We start from the raw sequence: 8,207 nt of genomic DNA, 5'->3' as shown, positions 1-8,207 counted from the left end.
CTTCAAGAGAAATTCAGGATTAAGGTTATAACAAACCAAATCAAGCATTCAATGAATCTGAAGATTGAAAAACTTCAGCGAGCCGCATGAAATGCACCTATTCAGAGGGAAAGGTGTCGTTTTTGAGTATTTATAACCTCAGAATGATGAGAGGTTATGAGAACCTGTTTCTCATATTCATCACAGATATCGTTAAGATTTTCGAGCCAAGGTTGAATTTCGCGTATAGAAATAAAGTTGTCCGGCTCATCAATCAAAACTGTTGAAAAAATTCCGGCACGCAGAGCTTCCAAAATTGTGTAGAGAACAATCAACTGACGCTGCCCGTCAGAAATATTTGAGAAGGAAAACTCATAGTCCTTATCTTCAATGCGAAATGTTGCTGTTAATTTTCGAGATTCACCAGCTTCTCTGAGACTTAACTGCTCAAAACCGGGGAGTACCTCCTCCAGAAGCAGTTTTGTACGGTAACTGATTGCCGGTTGTTCCTGCAAAAGATGGCGATACCAATGGGCAAAATTTTGGGTATGCTTTGATAGCCTTCGTGATTCGTTGTTGGCGTTTTCTTCGACAACCAATGGGTCTGGATGGATCAGAAGAATTTTTTCAAGTTCTTCCCTGAATCGAATTAACGGGGTGTTATCATCACGCTGTGCAACTGTAGAAATGACCGAACGTTCCCAATTAGCTGGAAAGACAGCACCTTCTTCAGGTTTTTCCGTATTCCGATTGATACGGTAGAGATGGGCCTCTTGTCCCTCAAACAGGAAAAAAATTGAGTCGTTCCAAAAAAGTTGTTCTCGTTTAATACGCTGCTTCTCCTCATGTTCAGCATACTCAACCATCAACCTGTATTTGTATATATCATCACCTGCTCTTAGAGAGAGTTCTATGGTTTGCTCCCTCCTTTTATCCCAGACTGTAAGATCTTTTTTGCTAAATATATCATTAAGATGACCACTTCGTATCAGGTGTTGAATGCAATGCAATGCATCTATCACAGAAGTTTTTCCTGCGCCGTTCTCTCCGAGCCAGAGTTGAAACTCTTTCGGTTTGATCCGAAAGTTTGTTAAACAGCGAAAATTGTCGATATATATTTCGGTTATCATATAGTTACTTACTCTGTTATTTATTTAATGACAGGTTGATTACTTCGTGCCGGATTTCTATGTCAGTGTATCTTTTTTAAAGCGTTCCATAAATTTCCCCAGCCAACTCCTCCGGCGTTTTTCCCTCTGTATCTAAAACCAGATCCGAACCCGCCCGATACAACGGCTCCCGCTCTGCCAGCACAGCAGCAATTTCTTGAGCCGGGTTCTGCCCTTCTTCTTGTTTTTTCAAGGCAGGTCGTTGTTCATCGGTTTTTTGATCCAGGGCCAGTCGGGACAGGGTCGTGGCAAGGTCGGTACGCAGCCAGACCACCAAGGAACCGCGCCGCAATTCCTGCCATTCCTCCTGATGGAGAATAGCCCCGCCACCTGTGGCAATAATCATTTTTTCCCAGGACGGCAGTTCGCTCAACAAGGCCCGTTCCTGGCTCCGAAAATATTGCCAGCCCTGCACTTGAACTGCCTCAGTAATGGAACAGCCCATGCGCTGGCAGAGTTTCTGATCTGTATCAAGAAAGTGAAAACCGATTACTTGGGCAAGGATTTTCCCCACAACCGTCTTGCCGGTGGCGCGAAATCCCGTCAGGATAATTCGTTGAGGAAGCCTTTGTTGTTCCTGTTGCTGTTCACTAACTTGGTTTTTCATAACGTGCATTTTTCTCTTTTCCTCCTGTCGCAGGTACTGTATGACATACGGCATAAATTTTCATCCCTTAATGAGATCCAATGAAAGAAACTATGCCCTCTGGCCGAAGAACGGTAAAACACAAGGAAGAACGAGAGGAAATCCTTGGCTGCAAATAGTCTTTTTGACCTGATTGGTCAACTTCATTTTCCTTCCCTGATCATCGGTATCATCCTGACAGTATTAACGATGCTGGTTTTGCTGCTGGTGATTTATAATCGGCTCCGGCGCGAGAATCTCCTGCTTTCCCTGCAATTGGAGCAGACCAGCAAGGATGCCCGTTGTTTTGCGCAGGAGGCGGAAGACCTGCGCCAAGAACGGGATACTCTACGGCAGCAGAAAGAAGAGGTGGAGCGGGATAATATCGGTCTGGAGGCCTTTCTTCATGAGACCAGGGCTATTGCCGGTGAGCGGCAGCAGTTCCTCGTTCAAAGTAAGCAGCAACTGGAAGAGGATTTTTATAATCTTTCCCGCAAGGTTATGGCTGAGCAGGGCAGGATTTTGCAAGAGCAACATGCCGGAGGCCTGGAAACCCTCTTATCGCCAGTGCAAAATCAACTGGATATCTTTCGCCAAAAGGTGGAGGACGTCTATGAGCGGGAATCCCGTGATCGTTTTTCCCTGATTAAGGAGGTTGAGCATCTTAAGCGCTTAAACGAGCGGATCAGCCGGGAAGCTGTTGATTTGACCAAGGCCTTGCAAGGCACCAATAAATTACAGGGTCAATGGGGCGAGATGGTGTTGGAGCGGCTTTTGGAGGAATCCGGCCTCCGACCGGGCAGCGAGTTTGCCACCCAGGTTTCCCATCGTGATGAACAGGGGCGGCTTAAGCAACCTGATGTGATTGTTTATCTTCCTGAAAAACGGGTTGTGATCATTGACGCCAAGGTTTCCCTGAACAGCTATGTAGAAGCAAACCGGGCAGATAATGAAGAAGAGCGGGACCAACATCTGAACAGGCATATCAACTCCATTCAACAGCATGTCAAGGGCTTGAGCAAGAAGCAGTATCAAGAGCTTCCAGCACTGACTACCCTGGATTTTGTCCTCCTCTTTATCCCGGTGGAAGGGGCCTTTCAGGCAGCGGTGAGCAGCAAACCGGAGTTACTGACCCAGGCCTTGCGTCAGCGGGTGATGCTGGCCTCGCCATCAACCCTGCTGGCCATCCTTCGTACCATCCATCATCTCTGGCAGATGGATGAGCAGAATCGGAACAGCATGATCATTGCCCAGGAAGCTGGCAGGCTCTATGATAAATTTGTCGGTTTCACCGAGGCCTTTAGCGAGGTAGGAACCCGCCTGGATCAGGCCCGCCAGAGTTGGCAATTAGCGGAAAAACGCTTGAGCACGGGCAAAGGTAATCTCATAGACCGGGCTGAGGCCCTGCGACAGCTCGGGGTTCAGCCGAGCAAGGATTTGAAAAAGAACGGATGAAGAAAAAAAGAAGTACCTCGCGCAGTCTGGCGTTGGAGACCCTGGTGCAATGGGCAGGAACGGGAAAACCGGTTCAGGGCGTTATTAACAGGGTTATCCATGACTCAGGTCTGAAGCATGAGGAGCGACAGCTGGCCGTGATGCTGGTGCTGGCCGTGTTGCGGGAGCAGGAATATCTTGATCTGCTTATCAGCCGCTTTTCCAAGACCAAGTTGCGCAAAATGAAGCCGCTGACCTTGGCTGCCCTGCGGATCGGCGTGGTCCAGATCTGTCGCCTGGAACGTATCCCGGATTCCGCAGCAGTCAACGAGACAGTCAAGGCCCTGAAAAAGATGCGTCAGCCTGGCTGGCTCTGTAGTTTTGTCAACGGGACCCTGCGCAATATTGCAAGAAGCAAGGATACGCTGCCAAGACCGGAAGAGGCAGGCCCAGGAGGAACGCCGGTGCTGAATCATCCGGCCTGGCTGACCGCCCGTTGGCAGGAGCATTTCGGTCCGGAGCAGATGCGGGAAATCTGTCGGGTCAATAACCTGGAGCCAGACCTCTGCCTTCAGATCAATCCTGCACGCACGGATCCAGATGCTCTGAAAACCCGGTTTATCAAGCATGGAATGAGCGGTGTTAAGGCGGGTAGTTTAGCCCCGGACAGCCTTATCCTCCCGGAGCAGCGAGGGGCTGTGACCGACCTGCCTGGTTTTGCTGAAGGGCTGTTTCAGGTCCAGGATCAGGCAGCCCGCCTGGCCTGCGACCTTCTGGGGCCTTTTAAGGAGCAAGGGCGGTACCTTGATGGCTGCGCTGGCTTAGGCGGCAAGACCTGTATCCTTGCCGCACTCCTCCCCAAGGATGCCTCGCTTATTGCGGTGGAACCGGATCAGCGGCGTTCCCGTCTTTTGCAAGAGAATCTTCAGCGCCAGGGCCTGAGCGAGAAGGTAGAAACCGTGCAGCAGGACTTGCAGGTCTTTGTCGCTGACGATGATCGCCTTTTTGACGGCATCTTCATTGATGCTCCCTGTTCCGGCACCGGAGTCATTCGCAAACATCCTGATATCCGCTGGAACCGACAAGCAGAAGATCTTGCTGGTTTTCAGGAGCAACAGCTGGGGTTGCTGCGAACAGCGGCAACTGCGCTCAAACCGGGCGGAGTGCTGGTTTATGCCACCTGCTCCCTGGAGCCGGAGGAAAACCAGCAGGTGGTTGAGCTGTTTCTTGCTGCAAATCCTGCCTTTATTTTGACGGATTGTCGGGGGTTTCTGCCTGCCTCAGCCGCTTCCCTGGTGGATGCACAGGGCTGCTTTGCGCCATTGCCGACCGAGGAGATTGAGGGATTTTTTGCAGCACGGTTGGTGCGTATGCCAACATGATCTGCAACTCCTTCCTTTATTTGCTGCGTCAGCTGTTTCTGAGCTGCGTAACTATCAGTTTCTTAATATTTTTTTGTCGATTCCCAGTGCGCTCTCCTGCGCTGATTGCTAGTCCTTTGAAAACATAAAAGAAAACCCCTTGACTTTTCAGAAGCATTGTGGTTGCTTTTGTGTCGTGCTTTTTTTGTGAGGCAAACGGTTGTCGCCCAAGGAAAAAAAGTTGCCGATCAGCCGCCCCGCCATTTTTCTATAAACGTCCTCCCGCCCTTGGCTGGCCAGGACAAAAAATATCAAAGACAGGAAGCCTGATCGGTTTTTTTCACTACTTTTGAAAAAACAAGGAGAATAGACATCATAACACCTTCTGGAAAAGAAGAGGACTCTACAGCGGGCAACCATACGGAACGCGCGGAAGAAAGGAGTCAGGAAGATAAAGAATTTGTCCCGGTTATAGTCAAAAGGACAGACGAATCTGTTCGTCATCCTGACGATATCCTGGAAAAGGCGATTTTTGAAGGGCGGGAACAGATTCAGCGTTCTTTTATTTCCTTAGCATTATCTTCCGTGGCAGCTGGTCTGATTCTCGGTTTTACCGCAATGTCTGTGGCTGTTGTATCCATTTTGGCAGCACCATTTCAGGAAGCTATTATATCACGTCTTGCTACGGCCTTTGTTTATCCGTTGGGGTTTATCATCTGTATCATGAGCCGTACCCAGTTGTTTACCGAGCACACAGCAACAGCAGTGTACCCTGTCTTGGACGGTAAGGCGGGAATTGCCGGGCTGATACGGCTTTGGCTCACGGTCATTATGGGGAATATACTCGGTGCAGTGATCAGTGCCGGGTTACTCACTGCTGCGGATGAGGTGATTCAGGGGAAACAAGGATATGTTTTGGTCGGTCATCATCTTGTAATGTATGGGAACAGCTCTCTTCTTGTCAGTGCGGTTCTCGCCGGATGGCTGATGGCAATGGGCGGATGGCTGGTCTTGGCAACCCCGTCGCCGATCAGTCAGATTGTTTGTATTTATATAGTAACCTTTCTTATCGGTATCGGCGGATTGCATCATTCCATAGCAGGATCCGTTGAAATGTTTACCGCCTTTTTTATAAGTGATCATTTTTCAATAGGTCAGACGCTCCGTTTTATAGGTTTGGCCATAACAGGCAATCTTATCGGGGGAAGTATCTTTGTGGCACTCCTGAATTACGGCCATATCCGAAAAACGCAGAAGGTTGCCAGGAATCGGATTTCACGTTCGAATTAATTACAAGAATTTTAGAGGAACTAAGTCATGACAGTCGGTTTTGATGTTTTCTTTGGAATTGTAGTGTTAGTAGTACTGTTTCAACCGATTATTGGTCCGATTCTGATATATTTCACGCTGAAGCAGTCAGCTGAACCGAATATAGAATCCCATAAACCGGATACCTTTCCTCAGGACGTACAGGACTACTTTCTGCAAAACATACCAGCCCTTGAAAAGCAAGAGTTTAAGGTCATCTGCTCTTGGATTTCAGAGCAAGACACGCCGATGATGCTGCATTGCTGCATGTTGAAGCATACCAACATGCAAGATATGGCAATGATAGTTGTTGGTCAGAACGACATCCGCTACATAGAGTTCGGCTCCGAGTTCAACGGGCTGGATATCAGCACGAACAATAACCTTCAGCACCCCTTAGTTTTTCCAGAAAGGCAGGATACAAAAAAATATTCTTTTCCAAATATTTCAGATCCCGGCGAGCTCTATGCCATACACCAACTCCTTCTCCGGCGTGATGCCAAGGATGCAGCTCCGAAGACCGTGGCTGACGGAATGGAATTGGATGGGGTTAAAAAGGGAATCATCCGCGAAATGGAAAGAAATGTGGCAGATGGTTATTATCGCTTTGATGCTGCTGCCGAGGGATACCGCCCCACTGTCAAAGGGGCCGTTCTCATGACGTGGAAAATGATCTGGCCTTTAAAAAATATCGTGCGGGCAAGACACACTCGCAAAATGGAGCGAGTGCTGCAGGAAGTCATGAGGGACAGAGAAACCCTGCCAACTGAACCTGCGGCCGCCCTTCAGACAGACCGAAGCGCTGAACATATTGAAAGTCAACAGGAATCATATAAGATTGTTTTTGAAGGAGCAATGCGGGAGGACCGAAATCCTGCACAGGTCAAGCGGCTTCTTGCCAAGTTGGCCCGGACAAACGATGCTGCTGTAGAGCGGCTTTTTACCCCGCCGACAAAAAAGATTCTGAAGCGCAAGCTGAGTAAAAAGGAGGCTCTGGATTATAAAAGAAAATTTGAAACAACAGGTGCATGCTGTAAAGTTTTTCGCGAATTCCCCGTTTCACCTTCATCTGCACAACAGCCTCATCCGAACAAATTCACCGGAGCACCATTTCAGCACAACGAATCCTCAGATTATCCACGTCTCAAGGAAAAAGAGCGCGCCAGCGGGCTGTTTCCGGATATCGCGGAAAGATTTAGTGGCGGACCGATCAAAAACGCTGTCAAACTGCCTCCCTTAAGTGTATCTCTTGTAGCTCTTCCTATCTTCATTATTCTTACACTGGCTGGTGTGCTGATCGGACTTAAGACAGGGACAATATTTTTTCAGACGAAAAAATTGGAGTATTTCGGTGCACAGACTCAGGGAATTGTGCTGAACAAGGAGATTGTTCAGGGAGATTCAGCTGTTGAAGGAAAAAATAATGTCCGGTACTACTATGTAGCTTATCAGTTTCAGGCATTAATATCGGGACAAAAGGAACAAGTATTTTCTAAGGAGGAACAGGTCACCAAAGAATTATATGACCGGCTCAAACCTGATACCAAGGTACCGGTCGTTTATGACCAGCAACCTGCTGTTTCAAGGATCAAGGGCAATTATATGATACTTTCGTTTCCAGACGGCGAGGCATTGCCGTTCTTTTCTTCAAAAGGAATAGGAACAATGTTCGTGTTGCTTGCCATTACGCTCTTTGGCGTTTTCGCTGTTATCGGACTTTTGCTTTGGCTTGTCAGCGATCTTATTGCCCTTGTTTTTCTATCCACTCGTGGACAGATGGTCACAGCAAAAGTTATTGAACTGGAAAAATATAAAGAATCAGACTCGAATGAGTACGCAATGGTCTGTCGATTTCAACCTGCCGAGAAAGGTGCAGCACCTATTATAGGCCGACAAAAAATTTCCAGAGATATCTATACCGCCTATCGTCAAAGAAAAACAGTAGATGTTCGCTATGTTCCGGGAAAACCAAAGTGGTTTAAGGTTATAGTCAATCTTGATACAAAATCCGCAACGAGTCGTGGCAGAAAATCATCTTATCTTCCAATTTCTATAAAGCTATGGGCATTTACACAATATTCCGGCGTAGCGGTACCAACCTGTATTATCGGGACTATTCTGGTGGCAGTGCAATTGTACAGTATGTACCTGGGAGAACCTGTTAATTTTTCTGCCACAGCTTTCGGAGTTTTTGTACTTATTCTCAGCAATTCCCGGACACGACAACGATATACGCCTGTTGAGCATTTTTGCTCTCTCTGGAGAGACTCAGGCGTTCTTCCCTATAGCAATGTGACTATTTTCCTGGCCGTCCAGCTAACTTTCTCTTCA

Annotated in this window: 5 protein-coding genes and 1 pseudogene; 4 read left to right on the top strand and 2 right to left on the bottom strand. The window is 47.9% G+C overall.

All coding sequences use genetic code 11. The features are described from left to right. Window positions 1-101 precede the first annotated feature (101 nt). Together L2082_RS17240 and L2082_RS17235 are read right to left on the bottom strand one after the other, a co-directional pair. Complete coding sequence (locus tag L2082_RS17240) at window positions 102-1,109, bottom strand: AAA family ATPase (protein WP_446012030.1); 1,008 nt, start codon at window positions 1,107-1,109, stop codon at window positions 102-104. 76 nt (window positions 1,110-1,185) lie between these two features. Further along, window positions 1,186-1,755 carry a shikimate kinase gene (locus L2082_RS17235; protein WP_446010604.1) on the bottom strand — a complete coding sequence of 190 codons (570 nt, stop codon included), beginning with the start codon at window positions 1,753-1,755 and terminating at the stop codon, window positions 1,186-1,188. Between the two features lie 144 nt (window positions 1,756-1,899). On the opposite strand from L2082_RS17235, the gene L2082_RS17230 reads away from it, so the two are divergent. The 4 genes and pseudogenes from L2082_RS17230 to L2082_RS17215 all read left to right on the top strand — a co-directional run. Further along, on the top strand, window positions 1,900-3,228 hold the full coding sequence (locus tag L2082_RS17230; protein ID WP_446010605.1) for a DNA recombination protein RmuC: 1,329 nt from the start codon (window positions 1,900-1,902) through the stop codon (window positions 3,226-3,228). Next, entirely contained in the window at window positions 3,225-4,589 is a 1,365-nt protein-coding gene (rsmB, locus tag L2082_RS17225; RefSeq protein WP_446010606.1) for a 16S rRNA (cytosine(967)-C(5))-methyltransferase RsmB, read from the top strand. Before L2082_RS17230 ends, rsmB begins: the two co-directional genes overlap by 4 nt. 450 nt (window positions 4,590-5,039) lie before the next feature. Then, entirely contained in the window at window positions 5,040-5,858 is an 819-nt protein-coding gene (locus tag L2082_RS17220; RefSeq protein WP_446010608.1) for a formate/nitrite transporter family protein, read from the top strand. A gap of 27 nt (window positions 5,859-5,885) precedes the next feature. Next, window positions 5,886-8,207 (top strand): annotated as a pseudogene (locus L2082_RS17215) (hypothetical protein); the annotation flags it as partial.

Source organism: Candidatus Electrothrix sp. (assembly GCF_052785085.1).
This window is presented reverse-complemented; position numbering and strand designations above follow the sequence as displayed.